At 68.3% G+C, this 15881-nt stretch carries 14 protein-coding genes and 2 tRNA genes; 6 read left to right on the forward strand and 10 right to left on the reverse strand.

All coding sequences use genetic code 11. The features are described from left to right. Positions 1-110 precede the first annotated feature (110 nt). Positions 111-1742, forward strand: coding sequence for an amidohydrolase family protein (locus tag KEG38_RS55385; protein ID WP_272417319.1), 1632 nt, complete (start codon positions 111-113; stop codon positions 1740-1742). A gap of 4 nt (positions 1743-1746) precedes the next feature. Here the strand turns inward: KEG38_RS55385 and KEG38_RS02365 are convergent, their stop codons facing one another. Further along, entirely contained in the window at positions 1747-2343 is a 597-nt protein-coding gene (locus KEG38_RS02365) for a DUF938 domain-containing protein (protein ID WP_272417320.1), read from the reverse strand. 31 nt (positions 2344-2374) lie between these two features. On the opposite strand from KEG38_RS02365, the gene KEG38_RS02370 reads away from it, so the two are divergent. Next, complete coding sequence (locus KEG38_RS02370) at positions 2375-3589, forward strand: phage head spike fiber domain-containing protein (protein ID WP_272417321.1); 1215 nt, start codon at positions 2375-2377, stop codon at positions 3587-3589. Between the two features lie 15 nt (positions 3590-3604). Here KEG38_RS02370 and KEG38_RS02375 read toward each other — a convergent pair whose 3' ends face one another. From KEG38_RS02375 to KEG38_RS02395, 5 genes are all read right to left on the reverse strand, one after another. Beyond that, complete coding sequence (locus tag KEG38_RS02375) at positions 3605-3973, reverse strand: hypothetical protein (protein WP_272417322.1); 369 nt, start codon at positions 3971-3973, stop codon at positions 3605-3607. Next, complete coding sequence (locus KEG38_RS55390; protein WP_272417323.1) at positions 3970-5304, reverse strand: amidohydrolase family protein; 1335 nt, start codon at positions 5302-5304, stop codon at positions 3970-3972. The genes KEG38_RS02375 and KEG38_RS55390 overlap by 4 nt, the downstream gene beginning before the upstream one ends. After that, positions 5301-6929, reverse strand: a complete 1629-nt coding sequence (locus tag KEG38_RS02385) for an amidohydrolase (protein ID WP_272417324.1) — start codon at positions 6927-6929, stop codon at positions 5301-5303. The genes KEG38_RS55390 and KEG38_RS02385 overlap by 4 nt, the downstream gene beginning before the upstream one ends. Positions 6930-6995: 66 nt before the next feature. Then, positions 6996-8207, reverse strand: coding sequence for a DUF2062 domain-containing protein (locus KEG38_RS02390; RefSeq protein WP_272417325.1), 1212 nt, complete (start codon positions 8205-8207; stop codon positions 6996-6998). A 166-nt stretch (positions 8208-8373) separates the two neighbouring features. After that, complete coding sequence (locus KEG38_RS02395) at positions 8374-9129, reverse strand: tetratricopeptide repeat protein (RefSeq protein WP_272417326.1); 756 nt, start codon at positions 9127-9129, stop codon at positions 8374-8376. Positions 9130-9164: 35 nt separating this feature from the next. Here KEG38_RS02395 and KEG38_RS02400 point away from each other — a divergent pair, with 35 nt between their 5' ends. Both KEG38_RS02400 and KEG38_RS02405 read left to right on the forward strand, forming a co-directional pair. Continuing rightward, a complete protein-coding gene (locus KEG38_RS02400) occupies positions 9165-11243 on the forward strand; it encodes a M23 family metallopeptidase (protein WP_272417327.1) in 2079 nt (692 codons plus the stop codon). A gap of 43 nt (positions 11244-11286) precedes the next feature. After that, positions 11287-11697 (forward strand): hypothetical protein, encoded by a 411-nt coding sequence (locus tag KEG38_RS02405; RefSeq protein WP_272417328.1) that lies wholly within the window; start codon positions 11287-11289, stop codon positions 11695-11697. Positions 11698-11784: 87 nt separating this feature from the next. Here KEG38_RS02405 and rpsI read toward each other — a convergent pair whose 3' ends face one another. Both rpsI and rplM read right to left on the reverse strand, forming a co-directional pair. Continuing rightward, positions 11785-12180, reverse strand: coding sequence for a 30S ribosomal protein S9 (rpsI, locus tag KEG38_RS02410; protein WP_136927400.1), 396 nt, complete (start codon positions 12178-12180; stop codon positions 11785-11787). 14 nt (positions 12181-12194) lie between these two features. After that, positions 12195-12638 (reverse strand): 50S ribosomal protein L13, encoded by a 444-nt coding sequence (rplM, locus tag KEG38_RS02415; protein WP_272417329.1) that lies wholly within the window; start codon positions 12636-12638, stop codon positions 12195-12197. Positions 12639-12842: 204 nt separating this feature from the next. Here rplM and KEG38_RS02420 point away from each other — a divergent pair, with 204 nt between their 5' ends. Together KEG38_RS02420 and KEG38_RS02425 are read left to right on the forward strand one after the other, a co-directional pair. After that, a complete protein-coding gene (locus KEG38_RS02420; protein WP_272417330.1) occupies positions 12843-14066 on the forward strand; it encodes an acyl-CoA dehydrogenase family protein in 1224 nt (407 codons plus the stop codon). A 22-nt stretch (positions 14067-14088) separates the two neighbouring features. Next, positions 14089-15312: an acyl-CoA dehydrogenase family protein gene (locus tag KEG38_RS02425; protein WP_272417331.1), complete on the forward strand. Its 1224-nt coding sequence runs from the start codon at positions 14089-14091 to the stop codon at positions 15310-15312. Positions 15313-15481: 169 nt separating this feature from the next. Here the strand turns inward: KEG38_RS02425 and KEG38_RS02430 are convergent. Beyond that, positions 15482-15566 (reverse strand) — tRNA-Ser (locus KEG38_RS02430). A gap of 195 nt (positions 15567-15761) precedes the next feature. Then, positions 15762-15848, reverse strand: a tRNA-Ser gene (locus KEG38_RS02435). Between the last annotated feature and the right edge of the window lie 33 nt (positions 15849-15881).

The following is a 15881-nucleotide window of genomic DNA, read 5'->3' on the forward strand; positions in this document are numbered from 1 at the left end:
GGAGTGCGGTTCGGAAGGAAAACCTGTACATTCGACGCGTGGCCTCCTCCCGAACCTTCGTTCTTTGGGCTCTTGGGTTGGTCTCGGTCGCGGGTTGTTCGGAAGAGCGGGTGCTCACGCCGAGTAACCCCCTCCCGGTGGACATCGACGAGGGCATTGGGGGAAGCGGCGGCGACGCCGGGTCAGGCGGCGTCGGGGGCGAGGGCGGCGTCGGTGGAATGGGCGGCGCCGGTGGAATGGGCGGCGCGGGCGGAACGGGGGGCACCGGCGGCGCAGGCGGAGGCGGCGGCGCCGACGCAACCCCGGTCGACACCGATTGCGTGGCCGACATGGGTCCGCCCGAGGTGTCCAGCGTCGGGATGCCCGGGAAGCTTCGCCTCATCGGGTGTGTGGTCACGCCCGACAAGGCATTCGCGGGCGAGGTGCTCATCGAGAGCGATACGCTGACGTGCGTGGGCCCGTCGTGCGAGGACGCGCCGGGCGCCGCGGACGCGACGGTCGTCAAGACGCACGGGGTCATCCTGCCGGGGATGATCGATACGCACAATCATATCCTGTTCGATATTTTCGACGAGTCGGACTGGAGCCCCTCGAAGGTGTACGGCAACCATGACCAGTGGCCGAACGAGCCGCGTTACCAGGCGATGGTCGATGCGAAGCAATACCTGAACGGCGAGGGGACGCCGAACCTCGATCCGGGCTTCGGCTGCGAGATGAACAAGTACGGCGAGATGAAGGGCCTCGTCGCCGGGACGACGAGCATCGCCGGCGCGGCGAACCCGATCGACAAGACGTGTTATGGGTCGCTGGCGCGGACGATCGATCAGAAAGGGAACGATTTCCCCGCCGACAAGGTGCAGGTCTCGACGCTGTTTCCGCCGTCGAGCGGGGATACGGTCTGCAGCAACTTCCTCGTCGACAAGACCGACGCATACGTCGTGCATTGCGGCGAGGGCGTGGACGAGACGGCGAAAAAAGAGTTCACCACGCTCGGGACGTCGACGAACCCGGACGGCTGCCTGTACGCGGCCGAGACGACGATCGTCCACGGGACGGCCTTCGGGCAGGACGAGTTCGTGGTGATGGCGGACAAGGGCATGAGCCTCGTGTGGTCGCCGCGCTCGAACGTGTTCTTGTATGGCGGCGGGTCGGATCTGACGAAGACGACGGACGTGCCGCTGGCCTTGTCGCTGGGCATCAATGTGGCGCTGGCGCCGGATTGGTCGCTCGGGGGGAGCCAGAACCTGCTCGACGAGCTGCGTTTCGCGAACAAGGTGGACAACGAGGCATTCGGGGACGTGATCTCGCCGGCCATGCTGGTCCGCATGGTGACGGTGAACGCTGCGAAGGCGCTGGGGCTCTCGGACGTGCTCGGGTCGCTCGAGGTTGGGAAAAAGGCGGACGTGACGGTGATCGCGGGGGACGCGAGCGTGCCTTTCCATACGGTGCTCGCGGCGCGGCCGAAGGATGTTTCGCTCGTGGTGGTGAATGGCGTGCCGCTTTATGGCGACGCGGTGCTCGCGGCGCTCGGGCCCGCGATGCCGGGCTGCGAGGCGCTCGATATTTGCGGGGCCGCGAAGTTCGCTTGTGTGGCCGAGACGGGCGGCACGACGACGAACAAATTCGGGCAGACGTGGACCGACATTACGCAGATCCTCTCGTCGGAGCTCGAGACGTACGACGGGATGAATCTGACCGAGTGGGAGTTCGCGCCGCTCGCGCCGCTTGTGAAATGCGAGTGATCGCTCAGGTCGTCTTGCGGAAGACGAGCGAGTGATTGTTGGCAGGCATGGGGACGGTCTCCTCGTGCACGAAACCGGTTTGTCGCGCGAGGCGCGTGAGGTCGTCGAGGTCGCGCACGCCCCAGGAAGGGTCCCTTTCCCGTAACGAGGCGTCGAAGGCTTCGTTGCTCGGCGCCGTGAACGCGCCCGAGAATCGATAAGGGCCGTAGGTGAAGAGCACGCCGCCCGCGGGGAGGATGCGCGCGGCGCCGCGGAAGAGGCCCTCGCACGCGCGGAAGGGGGCAATGTGGATCATGTTGATGCAGACGACGGCATCGGCGCGGGAGACGGGCCAGGCCTCCTCGGAGGCGTCGAGCTGGAGCGGGCGGAGGAAATTCGGCAGATCGAGTTCCGCGCGGTACGCCTCGATGCTGGCGAGCGCGTCGAGATCGGGGTCTGTAGGCTGGAACGTGACGCCGGGGAGGTGGGCCGCGAAGTGCGCGGTGTGCTGCCCGGAGCCGCTCGCGATTTCGAGCGTAAAGGCGCCGTCTGGCAGGATGCGGCGGAGGATGTCCAGGATGGGGTCACGATTTCTCTCGGCAGCGGGGGCGCGTCGCTTCATGGGGGCTTCCGGGTGGTGTATCCTCGGGCGCGTGGAGCTTAGCAAGATGCGCGCATGGAAGGCAAAACGAGCTTTGGGGATCGCGGCCGTCGGGATGTCCTCCTTTGGCTGCCAGATCGTGGGCGGGCTCCCTTCCGAGCTCAAGCTCGACGATGACCCTGGCAGCCTGCCGCCGCGAGATCCGCTGGTATGGGAGGCGACCGAGCCCGGGTCGGAGATGATCTACACGATGCCGGAATGGCTCGAGTATCTCAATCGGTCGGATACGCCGCGCACGTCGCAGGTCGGGCCGAATACGCTGCGCATCGGATACCAGAAGAACGAGCCGCGGCCGCGCAACGTGGGGACGGGCTGGGGGCTTGCGATGGAGACGGAGCGGACGAATTTGAATCCGCGCAGTCGGTGGGGAGGCGCCGGCTGGACCACGCCGGCCGAATCGATGCTGGTCGTGCCGGACGCGCCCGATCCCGCGGGTGGAATGGATGGCGTGTCCTTGATCTCCTCGGGAACGCAATCATCTCCCTGGATCGGGGTGGATGGAACGATCGCGTCGGCGTGGGTCGTGGGCGCGCAGGGAGAGGGGACGTTTGCGTATTTGGCGTATGGCAATGCTTTCGTGACGGTGGGCGATACCGCCTGGAAGCGGTACGAGGTGAGGACATCCGAGGAGATGCCCCTCCTTCGATTGACGACGGAGGCAATCGGGGCAGCGCCAGCCATCACGCTGCAAACGTCGGTGCACGTGTACGGGGCGCAGGTGGAGGTGGGGACGTATCCTTCGAGTTTCATTCCGACAACCGGGGCGCCGGTGCTCCGCGAGGCGGATCTCTTGAACGTCGACATGGAGACGCTGGCCCCGTCGGGGTATTTCGACGTGACGATCCGGTATGCGCCGCATTTCGCGCAGAACGAGCAGGTCGTCGATCACGACATCGTCGCGCTGGAGGACGACAGCACGTTTTTCCGGATGAAGGCGGGAGGCACGCTGGCGCTGCTCAAGGTGGGCTCGCCGGACAGCCTGCGAATCGAGGGGCTCGATTGGGCGCGAGATCAGGAGCTCGAGGTGCGGGTGCAATACCTGCCGAACCGGCGGCTCATTTCGATCAAGGGCGCGACGAAGGGGGACGCGACGGTATCGAAGCTCGGTCCGGTCGAGCCCGTGGGGAAGGATTCGACCGTGTGGTTGCTCGGGGACAACGACGGTCCGCAGGAGAGCGTGGATCTCCGGTACATCGAGATTCGATAGCGACAAACGGATCCATCAGCGCAGGTAGAGCCAGAGCCAGCTCCCCGCGCCGAAGAGGACGCCCGTCCCGAGGATCACGCCGAATCCGCCGAAGAAGACCCATTGCCCGCGTTTCTTCTCCTGCGCGAGCCCCCACGCGATCGCGAAGAGGTGCGAGAGGACGAACACGACGCCCGCAGGCCAGGCGACGAGGCGGACGACGAGCTGGCCCATCGCCTCGGTGTCGTGTTCGATCGCGGAGAGGCGCTCGAAATGCAGGTGGATCGTGAGCGGCATCGAGGCGATGGCCCAGACGAAGGCGAGGGGGTAGCCGAAGAAGTGGCCGACGGCGAGGCGTTCGAGGAAGAGGCGGACGCGAAACCGAGGCGGCGCGGGCGCGTTCACCGGGCGATGGGGAGTTTTCGGTAACGTGTGAAAAGAGCAGATTGGCGGTTCGCGAGGTCGACCTTCTTGCCACGAATGACGACCGCGAGCGGGCGCGAGGCGATTTCGAGGGGATCCCCCGACCAGACGACGAGGTTCGCGACCTTGCCAGGCGCGAGCGTGCCGTATTTCGCGCCGAGCCCGAGCGCCTCGGCCGGAGCGCGGGTAATCGCGGCAATGGCCGCCGCGTGCGGCAATCCCGCGCGGACGGCATTGCCAGCGATCTGGCGGAGCTTGCGCGCATTGTGCGTGTCGGCCGTGGTGAGGACGACGGGGACGCCAGCCGCGTGGAGAAGCGCGGCGTTGTCGTCACGCGTGCCGAGGGTGTGGAAGCTCGTGGGGCCAGGTTCGAGGGGATTGACGATCACCGGGATTTTCGATTCGGCGAGGCGAGGCGCGATTTTCCAGGCCTCGGCGCCGCCCGCGATGACGGGGCGGAGGCCGAACTCCTTGGCGAGCGCGACGGCGGCGAGGATGTCGGAGGCGCGATCGACGTGGAAGACGACCGGGACGCGGCCGGCGAGTGCGTTACCGACGGCTTCGAGGTCGAGGCGGCTCGCCGCGAAGGGGCGGCTTTGATTGCGCTCCCACGCGGCGCGGTTTTTCTGGAACGTACGGGCGTCGTCGAAGACCTCGCGCGCGAGGAGCAAGGCCGCCGCAGGGCCGCCGCGGTCGCCGTCGAGGCTGCTCCCGTCGAGGTGGACGTGGAGCGCGAGCGGGCCTTGGGCCAGGGCCGATTCGCGGGTGTCGCCGTCGAGGTCGGCCCAGGCAGATTGTCCGGAAAAACGCCCGCCGAGAGGGACGACGGCCACGGAGGTGACGCCCTCGGCGCGCGTGATGCCGACGACGGTGGAGGCGGGGTTGTAGCCGTCGGCGGCGCGGAAGGCCGCGCGAATGGGGTCTTTGCCGCCGCGATCGTCGTCGTGCGTCGAGTCTTCGAGCGAGACTTCGACGAGGCCAATGGACGTGAACGCGTCGACGAAGCCGGGCGTGACGATGGCGCCCTTGGCGCCGATCGTGATGACGCCAGGCGGGACGGCGAGGCCTTTTCCGATTTTCTGGACGAGGCCTTTTTCCACGAGGATTGTGGCGTCTTCGAGGACCTCACCCGTGCCAGTGTGGACGCGTCCGCCGACGATCGCGATCGGCGCGGCGGCGGCAGGCTCGGCGGCTTTCGCGGTCGCGGGCGCCGGAGCCTGCGCGGGACGAGGTTGCGCGAAGGCCTCCGTCGCCGCGAGAACGGTGGTCAGGACGAACAGGGACCAGACAAACGTCTTTCGGGGGTTTGTCACGGCGCACCTCCGGGCAGAAGGGTCGTGGGGCGGCCGGTGTCCTGGCCGAGTTCGAAATCGCTCCAGGGTGGGCGTTTTTTGTCTTTTTGATGCACGGTGGCGCCGTCGATCCAGACCTCCTCGGCCGAGGCATACACCGAGAAGGGGTGGCGGTCCCAGAGCACGACGTCCGCGTCCTTGCCGACTTCGAGCGTGCCGACGCGTTTTTCGATGCCGAGGGCCCAGGCGGGGTTGTACGTGAGCCAGCGAATGGCCTCCTCGTCCGTGAGTGGCATTCCGGCGCGCCGGCCGCTGGCGAGCGCCTTGCTCGCCTCCTGGTTCATGCGCTGGACGCCCTCGGACGAGTCGGTGTGCACGATCGGGAGGGCCCCCGATTCCTGCAGGAGCGCGATGTTCTCGGGGATGCCGTCGTACGCCTCCATCTTGAAGCCCCACCAATCGGCCCAGGTGGAGATGGAGACGTTCTTTTTCGCGAGGACGTCGCGGATCTTGTACGCCTCGAGCGCGTGGTGGAAGCTCCGCACCTGGAAGCCGACCTCGTCGGCGAGCGCGAGCATGGCGAGCATGTCGTCCGCGCGATAACAATGGATGTGGACGAGGACGCTGCCGCGCATGGCGCCGATGAGCGTCTCCTTGGCCGGGTCACGCGGGGGCGCGGCGCCGGGGTCGCTCGGCTTCGGGGGATCGAGAGGTTTGTCCCAGCCTTTTTGCCATTCGGCGCAGGACGAGAAGTACGGGTCGTCCTGGCATTGCGCTTGCTGCTTCTTGCGGGACTCGACCTCGGCCTCGTAGGCACTGCGTTTCTTCTGGTCCTCGCGGATGCGGTTCGCCTCGGTGGTGCGGTAACGTTGCCAGTCGTCCTCGTGTTTTTTCGCGTCGAGGAAGGCCTTGCGTTGCATGGCGAGGTTGCCCATGCGCGTGCCGGGCGCCGCGTGGCGGCCATTGCCGTAGGTGCGCTTGGGGTTCTCGCCGCAGGCCATTTTGAGGCCGTCCGGCGCGCCGGGAAAATGCATTTGCCGCGGCGAGAGGGCGGGGCGAAGCTTCAAGGTGACAGCGCGGCCGCCAATGAGGTTCGCCGAGCCAGGGAGGATCTGGAGCGTGGTGACGCCGCCCGCGACGGCCCGCTCGATGGCCGGATCCTGAGGCCAGAAGCCGTCGACGGTCTGCACGTCGGGCGTGACGGGCGAGCTCGCCTCGTTGCCGTCGAGGTGCGCGACCGTGCCCGGCATCGGATACACGCCAATGTGCGAGTGCGTGTCGATGATGCCCGGTGTGACGAATTTACCGGCCGCGTCGATGACCCGCGCGCCTTCGGGCGGCGTGATGTCGCCCTCGGCGACCTGGGCGATCTTGCCGCCCTGCAGGAGAATGCTGCCGCGCGGGATCGTCTTGCCCGTGGCGAGCCAGAGCGTCGCATTGCGGATGAGGACCGGCGGCGACGCCGCGGCGGGCGTTTCGATGCCCGCGGCCGTGGAAGGGCGCGCCTCCCAGGGGAAGGGGACGTCGGGCGGTGGCGCCTCGGCCTGCGCAGGCGAGCTCGGAGGCGCGGAGGTCGAGGAGGAGGCGCAGGCGGGCAGGGCCAGGAGCAGCGGCGATAGGAGCCGGAACGCGCGGCGAGAGAACATCGCGCGGGACGGTATCACACCCGGACGAACGTGCGGGGCATAGGCGTATCGCCGCTTGCTGGGAGATCACGCTGCGGGGGCATTCTCCAGCGCGGGTCGTCGCGCGACGATGAGGACGTTGGAGAAGGGCGTGGAGCCCCACGCCGGCAGGATTTCGCAGTGGAAGCCGCGCGCTTCGAGGAGCGCAGCGATGCTCTGCGCAGGCCGGAAACGAACACGCTCGCCGCGGTTGAATCGTACGGCCGTGAAGATTTTTTCTTCGAGCAAGGTGGCGAAGCTGCGGAAGCCTCGCTCGGTGTCGGCCTCGCGTACGAGCAAGCGGCCGCCGGGTTTTACGTGGTCGGCGGCGCAGCCGAGGATCGCGTCCTGCTCTTCGATCGTGAAGTAGTGGAGGAGGTCGATGAGCAGGACGGTGTCGGCCGGCGTGGCCTCGAAGCGGCGCGCGTCTTCGCGGGCGAACGTGGCGGCGGCGGGCACACTGCCCTCGGGGCGCGTGGCGGCGGCGCGACGCGCGGCTTCGATCTTGGCCTCGTCCCAGTCGAGGCCATGCGCGCGCGAGGCGCGGCCGAGCTCGAGGAGGAGGATCGGGAGCTGGCCGCGGCCGGTGCCGATGTCGAGCACGTCGCCGAGCGCGCCGTCACGCGTGCCCTCGATGTCGGCGATGAGGCGCGCGACGGGATCGAGCGAGAGCTTGATGCGGACGTAGTGGAAGAGGCTTTTGTCAGCGGCGGAAGGGCTCTCCGGCGAGGCGAAGCGCGAGGCGACGCGTTCGGCGGCGACGATCCACGGAGGCGCGTTCTCCGGGAGACGGTAGGGCGGGAGCGCGCCGGAGGCGGGGCGGATGGCGCGTTTGGCGAGGACGAACGCGATGGTGAGGACGAAGCCGGCGGCGGCGAGGGCGAGTCCGACGAGCGGGGCGCCGACGAGCATGTAGGCGGCGAAGTCGGCGAGGGCGCGGTAGCCAGCCTCGATCGGGTGATCGAGGCGGAGCCAAGCGCCGGTGCGGAGTCGGGCTCCGACCTGGATCTCGGCGGTGATGAGGAAGGGCGCGAAGAAGGGGTTCGAGACGTTCGCCGCGGCGTACGCGAGCACGGCGTGCAGGCGGAGCTTCAGGCAGATGACGAGGACGAGGAGGAGGTGGAACCCGAAGACGGGCAGCGAGCCGATGAACAGGCCAAGGGCGACGGCGGCGCCGAGCCGCGCGGGAGAGAGGTCCTCGCCTTGGAGGTCACGGAAGGCGCGCCGGAGCTCTTCGCGCCAGAAGGAGAAGGTTGCCAACGGTTACGTGGGGGGTTTGGGGGTGCAGCTCGGCTTGTCCGAGCGGAACCCCCAAGCGTCAAGTGGGGGTTTGGGGGTGCAGCTCGGCTTGTCCGAGCGGAACCCCCAAGCGTCAAGTGGGGGTTTGGGGGTGCAGCTCGGCTTGTCCGAGCGGAACCCCCAAGCGTCAAGTGGGTGTTCGGGCACCCTCGCGGGAGCGGCTGGTCTGCTTGGCCGCGCGCGCGTTGCGCTGGGCCTCGACCAGGCGAAGGTACATCTTCGCGCTCTTGTTGTCCGGCTCGACCGCGAGCGCCGAGCGGAAGCACGCGACGGCCTGATCGGCGCTGCCAAGGGCGAGCATCGTGAGGCCGAGGAGGACGTGGGCCGGGGCGTAACGCGGGTTCGCCTCGATCGCCGCGGTGTAGTGCTCGCGCGCGAGAGCGTGGTTGCCCTGGTCGCGGTAGAGCGTGCCGAGGCGAGCCTGCAAATCGGGGAAACGCGGGCAGAGGTCGACGGCGCGGCGCAGCTCCGCGATGGCGTCGCGAGGGCTGCCGGCGTCGAGGTAGGCCTGCGACAGGTCCGCGTGCATGTTGGCGATTTTTCCGCGGACGAAAGGATCGGAGGTGGTGCCCGTGTGTTCCGACTGGATGCGCCGGTAGACCTCACGCGCGGCCTCGTAGTCGCCGAGGTCGGCGTGGGTGACCGCGAGGTTCATGAGCGCCTCGGTGTAGTCGGGGTTGATGCGCGCGGCGTTCGCGAAGTGGAACCGGGCGCCCAGGAGATCCCCGCGATCATGGAGGATCACGCCCAGCATGTCGTGCACGTCGGCGAGCTCGCCATGGAGCGCGAGCGCTTCTCTCAGGGCGGGCTCGGCGCGGTCGTAATCCCGTCGTTGGTAGTGCTCTCGCGCGACGCGGAGCAGGTCCTTGAGGCGCTCATCCATGCCCCGAAGTCTACGTCGACCAAACCGGCTCGGCGATGCGACAGAGCAAAAAAGCCTACGTTTTCAAGTACTTCGACCGAGGCGGATGCTCGAACGTGCACATGCACGCCGCCCTTGCCGCCTTCGTCTGCTCGGGGTACGTGCATCCCGTGGCGGACGTCCCGGAGCCGATCATCCCCGTCGAAGAGCGCGCGGGTCCCCAAGCGCCCGAGCTCGACGACATGAACGATCCGTCGCCCGAGCCGGGTGGGAGCGTCGCGGACGCTTCGAGATCCAAACGTCCGCGCCTCGTCGTGCCCCTGCGAAGGCGCGAAGCCGAGGGCCCACCCGCCGCGCCACGAGGCCCGCTCTCGGGGCTCGCAGGCGGCGGCGCAGGGCCTTCGCCCTCGTCGGGGCTCGAAGGCCCGTCGGCGAGGCCGCTGCCGCGCGCGCACGGAGGCGTGCACCTCACGCCGCGCATGACGGCGATCTTCGGGGGGCTCTTCGGGCTCGCGACGGTGACGTCGATCATCGCGCTCCTGATCCAGGTGGTGCCACCGCGCAACGAGCGCGCGCTCATCGCGGGCGCCGCGCTCACGCACCAGGCCTCGACGCCGGAGAACACGCAAGGCGGTCCGAACGCGCTGCCGACGAAGAAGAAGCGCGAGCCGGTCCCGGGGCCGTGGCGGCTGTCGGAGCTCGCGAAGGATCCGGCGGTGCAGATCGTGTCGGGGACGATCGATCGCAAGAGCTTCGTGGAAGCGCTCGCGGAGAAGGATGTTCCGAAGGCCCAGACCTACCGGATCATGAAGGCCTTCGAAGGGACGCGGAAGTTCGACAAGTGCGGCCGCAAGGACAAGTTCTTCGTGGCGCTCGATCGCGCGACGAAGCGCGTGCGCGCCTTCGAGTACGAGGTCTCGTCGCTCGAGGTCTACCAGGCGCGCGAGGATCAGAACGGCATCCTCGCCGGCACGCGGCTCGACATGAAGGTCGCCGAGGCCGAGGTCGTGAGCGCGTTCTACGTGAGCAAGGATCTCGTCGCGTCGTATCAGGCCGGCGGCCTGGAAGACGGGATCATCGCGACGATCGATGACGCGCTCGGCGGTCGCATCTCGTCGGAGGCCTTCGAGGAAGGCTCCACGGTGCGGGTGATCGCGGTGGAGGAGACGGCCCTCGGGATGTTCGCGCGATACAAGAAGATCGTCGCGCTCGAGTACAGGCCGGCCGATCCCGCGGAGAAGCCGATCCGCATCTACTTCTTCAACGGGCAGGAGGCGCGCGGCTACTGGGACGATCACGGCAAACAGCCGTACTCGGGCGGCTGGCGCTCGCCGGTCCCGGGCGCGCCGGTGACGTCGCACTTCAACCCGAAGCGGATGCATCCCGTGCTGAAGAAGCTGATGCCGCACAACGGCACGGACCTCGGCGCGCCGACGGGGACGCCGGTGTACTCGGCGTACAAGGGCACGGTCGACTGGGTGGGGCCCGCGGGTCCGAGCGGGAACCTGGTGACGATCATGCACCCGAACGGTGTGCAGACGGGCTACGCGCACCTCTCGCGCTTCGCGGCCGGCATCAAGGTCGGGATGAAGATCGGCGTGCACCAGCTCGTGGGCTATGTCGGATCGACGGGCCGATCGACGGGCCCGCATCTGCACTTCAGCGCGAAGAAGGACGGCAAGTTCTTCGACGCCTTGACGCTGCAGATGGACGGCGAGCGCGTGCTGCCGCCGGGCGATCGCGCCGCGTTCCTGGAGGTGAAGGCGGAGCTCGATCGACGCCTCGACGCGATCCCGTTGCCCGAGCCGCCGCCCGAGAAGCCCGCGCCCTCGGCCGCCGCGCCGGGCGCGCCGCCTTCGCCCGCGGGGAGCGCCGCCGCACCTGCCGCGCCAGGCGCGCCGCCTTCGCAGCCGGCGGGTGAGCCGGCCGCAGCCACGCCGCCGGGTTTCGTCGAGGAGACGGGTGACGATGATGATGAAGGCGGCGGGATTCCGATCCCCGCGCCGCTCTTGAACGGCCTGCCCATGGGGCCGTCGTCGGCGACGCCGATCGCGGGCCCGGGGAAGAAGCCCCCGGCAGGCCCTGCGCCCGAGGCGCCCCCGGACGATCCGGGAGAGGAGTCCGAGGCGCATTGAGCGCGCCGGAGATGATTTGAGCAGCAACGAGTTCTCGAGGTCCGTGCAGATCGCGCGAGCGGGTGAGAGCGTGCTCGAGGTGGAGGAGCCCGACCTCGTGATCTACCGCCTCGGTGGGGGCGTCGACGGGCCCCATCTCCGGGCGCTGCGCCGCGCGGAGGCCGAGTGGAGCGTGGGCAAGACGCACCTGCTCGCGCTGGTCGACATCTCGCGCATGCTCAGCTCGACCATGGACGCGCGCCGGGCAAGCACCGAGCCCGGGGTCGGTACGAGGAACCGCGTGATCGCGGTCGCGGGCGGGAACCGATACACGCAGATGCTCGTGGACCTGACCATGCGCGCGGTGCGCCTGCTCACGCACAGCGATGCGAACGTACGGTTCTTCGGAGACGAGGCGAGCGCGCGGGCCTGGCTCTACGCGCAGCGCGCCGACCTCGTGTCGAAGAAGGACTGAGCTCGTCCCGTCCGAATCCCTACGGACAAAACACCAAAACCCCCTGTCCTTGAGGAGAGGGGGTTCTGGGGACCGAGCGAAGAGCGATCAGCGCTTCGAGTACTGGAAGCGCTTGCGGGCGCCCGGCTGACCGTACTTCTTGCGCTCCTTCTTGCGCGCGTCGCGCGTCAGGAAGCCGGCGCGCTTCAGCGAGGCGCGGCGCTCCGGATCGGCGAGGCAGAGGGCGCGCGCGATGCCGTGGCGCATCGCCTCGGCCTGGGCGCTGTGTCCGCCGCCGGACACCGTGGCCTGCACGTCGTACTGGTCGACGAGCTCGAGGAGCTCGAGCGACTGGCGCATGATCATCTGGTTGGTCTCGCGCACGAAGTAGTCGTTCGCGCCGCGAGCATTCACCGAGATCTTGCCGGAGCCCGGCGAGATCCACACGCGCGCGACGGCCGTCTTGCGCTTACCGGTAGCGTAGATGCGATTGTTCTCGGGCATGGATCGGCCTCAGTTCACGCAAGGGGCTGCGGCTTCTGCGCCGCATGGGGATGATCCGGTCCGGCGTACACCTTGAGCTTCGTGATGAGCTCGCGACCGAGGATGTTCTTCGGGAGCATGCCCTTGACCGCCTTCACGATCGGCAGCTCAGGCTTGCGCTCGAGCAGATGACCGTACGCCTCGGTCCGGAAGCCTCCCGGCTCACCGCTGTGCCGGACGTACTGCTTCTGCTCCAGCTTGCGTCCCGTGAGCACCACCTTCTGGGCGTTCACGATGATCACGAAATCCCCCGTGTCGACGTGGGGCGTGAACGTGGGCTTGTTCTTGCCGCGCAGGATGGTCGCGACTTGCGAGGCGAGGCGGCCGAGGGGCTTGCCCTCCGCATCGATCACCCACCACTTACGATCTGCGTGCGCCTCTGCAGGCTTGGCGCTGTACGACTTGGGGACTGGATTCATCGCTCGGACTCCGAGGGACACCGGCTAGCTGAAAGGGGCGCAACTTCTACAGGCGGGGTGGCGGTCTGTCAAGGATCGACGAGGGCAAAACCGCATCGGATCGTTCGTGATCCACCCGTCGACCCCCCGTCTACCCCACCGAAAAGTGCGTAAAACCCGCCGCGTTGACGGCAGGGTCACCCTTGGCCGACCTTGCTCGGACCCATGATTGCCTTCGAACCCACCGAAGACCAGCGGCTCATGCAAGATGCCGTGGCGGAATTCGCGAAAGCCACGCTTCTGCCCCGGACACGCGAGCTGGAGCACGCGCGCGGCGTGCCCGAGGATATCCGACGAACGGCGCACGAGATGGGCCTCGGGCTCGTCACGGCGCCCGAAGCCGCCGGAGGGCAGGGCCAAGGGCTCGTGACCTCCGTGCTGATCGAGGAGGAGCTCGGCGCGGCCGACGCAGCCGCAGCGTTCGGCCTCGCAGGGCCCGGCGCGTTCGGGCGCGCGGTGCTCGAGCTCGGCGGGCCGGAGCGCGCGGCGGAGCTGCTCTCCGGCTTCGCAGACGAGGGCGGCTGGGACCGGTTCGGCGCGGTCGCGTGGAGCGAGCCCGCGCCGTGTCGCACGCACGGAGGGTTCGTGACGAAGGCCGAGCGGATCGACGAGGGGTACCGGATCACGGGGAAAAAGGCGTTCGTGGGGAACGCGGCGCTCGCCGATCGGTTCGTCGTGTTCGCGCAGGTGGAGCCGGACCGCGGGTGGGGCGGGATCGGCGCGTTCGTGGTGCGGCGTGACAACCCGGGGCTCCGCGCGGGGGAGCGGCACAAGACGCTCGGGCTCGACGCGGCGAGCTTCGGCGAGCTCGTGCTGGAAGGCGCGGTCGTGCGCGAGGCGGATCGTCTGCACGGCGATGGCAGCGAGGAGGGTTTTACCCGGTCAGCGCTGCGCTTCTTCGTGAAGCACGCGCTCGTCGTGGCGGCGCGGGCGGTGGGGCTTTCGCGCTTCGCGTTCGAGCTCGCGCGCGAGCACTGCGACACGCGCGTCGCGTTCGGCAAGCCCATCGGCCACTTCCAGGCCGTCGCGTTCACGCTCGCGGATCGGGCGATGGACGTGGAGACGTCGCGCTGGCTCGTGTGGAAGGCGGCGGCGGCGTGGGACGCGGGTCTGCCCGAGCGGGAGGCGCTGCTCGCGTCGGCGCGCGCGGCGGCGCATGCGTTCGAGGCGACGATGCGCACGGCGGACGACTGCGTGCAGCTCTTCGGCGGCTCGGGCTTCATCCGCGACCTCGTGGCCGAGAAGCTGATGCGCGACGCGAAGCAGCTCATGCTCGCCGCGCCGACGGCCGAGCATCTTGATCAGCTCGCGAGCGCGATCGAGCTCGGGCAGAAGCTCGACCCCGCGCTCGTGCTGCCCACCCCCGACACGCAGGCGATCTTCACCTGACGGACCGAACGAGGAGCCGACGATGATCGAATTTGCTTTGAGCAAGAAGCAACAGGAGCTGAAAGAGGCGCTCCACTCGCTCGGACGTCATGTGATCCGGCCGATGAGCCTCGACATGGATCGCAACAAGGAGGTGCCGGAGTCGTTCCTGCGCAACTTCATGATGATGTCGAGGGGCGTTCGCTCGGACGACATCGCGGAGTTCCACGAGGGCACGCCGCGCAAGGAGCGTGATCCGAGCAAGCCCTCCGAGTCGAACCGCACGGCGGTGATCGCGGCCGAGGAGCTCGCGTGGGCGGACGCGGCGATCCCGCTCAGCATGCCGGGTCCGGGGCTCGGCGCGCCGCCGGTGCGCGCGACGGGGACGCCGGAGCAGAAGAAGCGTTTCCTCGGGATGTTCCGCGACATGGACACGGGCCCGCTCAAGTGGGGCGCGTACGGTCTGACGGAGCCGGGCGCGGGCAGCGACGTCGCCGGCATCCGCACGAGCTGTCGCAAGGACGGCGCGCACTGGGTGCTGAACGGGCGCAAGTGCTACATCACGAACGGCGGTCGCGCGGTGTGGACCGTCATCTTCGCGACCGTGGATCCATCGCTCGGGCGCGCGGGGCATCGCGCGTTCGTGGTGGAGAAGGGGACGCCCGGGTTCGAGGTCGGCAAGATCGAGGACAAGATGGGGCTTCGCGCGAACGAGACGGCGGAGCTCGTGCTCGAGGACTGTCGTGTGCCGGAGGAGAACCTGCTCGGCGGCGAGGAGGCGTATCGGACGAAGGAGGGCTTCATGACGGCGATGAAGACCTTCGACAACACGCGGCCGCTCGTGGCGGCCATGGCCGTGGGCATCGGGCGCGCGGCGTACGAGTACGCACGCGACTTCGTGAAGCAGAACTACGTGCTCACGCGGCCGATCCCGCGGTACGCGGCGATCGCGGAGAAGCTCGCGAAGATCGGCCGGCGGCTCGAGGCGGCGCGGCTGCTCGTGCATCGCGCGACGTACCTCGCGGACATGAACATCCCGAACGCGAAGGAAGCGAGCATGTCGAAGGCCGCGGCGGGGCAGGCGGCGACGCTCGCGTGCATCGACGCGATCGAGATCTGCGGCGCGCACGGGACGCTACAGAGCGAGCACGCGCTGCTCGAGAAGTGGTTCCGCGACATCAAGGTCTACGACATCTTCGAGGGCACCGGGAACATCCAGCGCGTGGTCATCTCGAAGCGGATCGTGTCGAACCTGAAATCGTTTTGACGTCCAACGGTTGAGGCACAAAGCAAGAAAGGGTCTGCCTGGTGGCAGACCCTTTCCCGTCCTTGCAGGGACGCCCCTTCGGCAAGGGAGACGAACGCGGGGGGTATGGGCGGCAGAGGAAGGCCCGAAATCGGAAGATTTCGGGCCGACCGGAGCCCCTCATGTTGGGCGGAGAGGGCGGGATTCGAACCCGCGGTACGTTGCCGTACACACGATTTCCAGTCGTGCACCTTCGACCACTCGGTCACCTCTCCAAGCGGTGCGGCGAGAAACTTGCTGCGCACCCCGGATCGTCGGTCGGACTTCCTCGAAATCCGCGCAGGATTCCTCGGTTCGTCCTCCCTAGCTCCGGGGTGCTCGCGGCGTTTCTCGCCACCCCGCTGCGCACTCGTAACAACGCGCCGGCAGCTTGGGGCCATCGGCGCGCGTCACGTTTACGCTGGTCTGTGCGGAGAGAGCGGGATTCGAACCCGCGGTACCCGTGAGGGTACACCTGATTTCGAATCAGGCACCTTCGGCCTCTCGGTCACCTCTCCGCGGGCGAAGATGGCAAAAGGCGGCCGGCTGGT

Source organism: Polyangium jinanense (assembly GCF_028435265.1).
Lineage (GTDB): Bacteria > Myxococcota_A > Polyangia > Polyangiales > Polyangiaceae > Polyangium > Polyangium jinanense.